This is a genomic window from Clostridium sp. HV4-5-A1G (assembly GCF_900184915.1).
Classification (GTDB): Bacteria; Bacillota; Clostridia; order Clostridiales; family Clostridiaceae; genus Clostridium_B; species Clostridium_B aromativorans.
In genome coordinates, this window is record NZ_FXYI02000371.1 from 1 (window position 1) to 739 (window position 739).

The following is a 739-nucleotide window of genomic DNA, read 5'->3' on the forward strand; positions in this document are numbered from 1 at the left end:
AATCAGCACCACCCGTAAAACGGGTGGTTTGCTCTAGCCCTATAAGGGCATGTTACTGGCAGTGCTACTCGCACACTGAACGGTCTGCCAACCGCATGCCTTTACAGGCTGCACCTAAAAGGTGCTTTATTTTTTGCCTTTTTTTACTTTGTCACCCGTAAATGGATCAATATACTCTTTTAAACTCATTTGTTCGTATGCTAAATCTTCTTGTATTTGATTTTTTATATATTCTTCTATGATTTTTTTATTCCTTCCTACAGTATCAACATAGTACCCTTTACACCAAAATTGCCTATTGCCATACCTATATTTTAAATTTGCATGTCTATCAAAAATCATTAATGAACTTTTACCTTTAAGATATCCCATAAACTGTGATACACTTAATTTAGGCGGTATGCTTACAAGCATATGTATGTGATCCTTACATGCATTTGCTTCAATAATTTCTACATCCTTATGTTCACACAATTTTCTTAGTATTACTCCTATATCTGACTTTATCTTTCCATATATTATCTGTCTTCTATACTTTGGTGCAAAAACTATGTGATATTTACAATTCCACTTGCTGTGTGCTAAACTACTATTGTCCATTTCGGACACACCTCCAATATATTTTAGTTGTGGTTGGCAAACCCACTTCTATTTTATATTGGAGTTTTTCTTTTTTCTACTCATAGCTATAAGCTTTTTAGAACCACAGGTAAAACCTGTGGTATTCTGAATACAAAAA

The 739-nt window shown here is 34.0% G+C and carries 1 protein-coding gene; it reads right to left on the bottom strand.

Features of this window, described 5'->3' with window-relative positions; translation table 11 throughout:
• Positions 1-126: 126 nt before the first annotated feature.
• Positions 127-600, bottom strand: a complete 474-nt coding sequence (gene tnpA / locus J5G60_RS18580; protein WP_207876658.1) for an IS200/IS605 family transposase — start codon at positions 598-600, stop codon at positions 127-129.
• Positions 601-739: the final 139 nt, after the last annotated feature.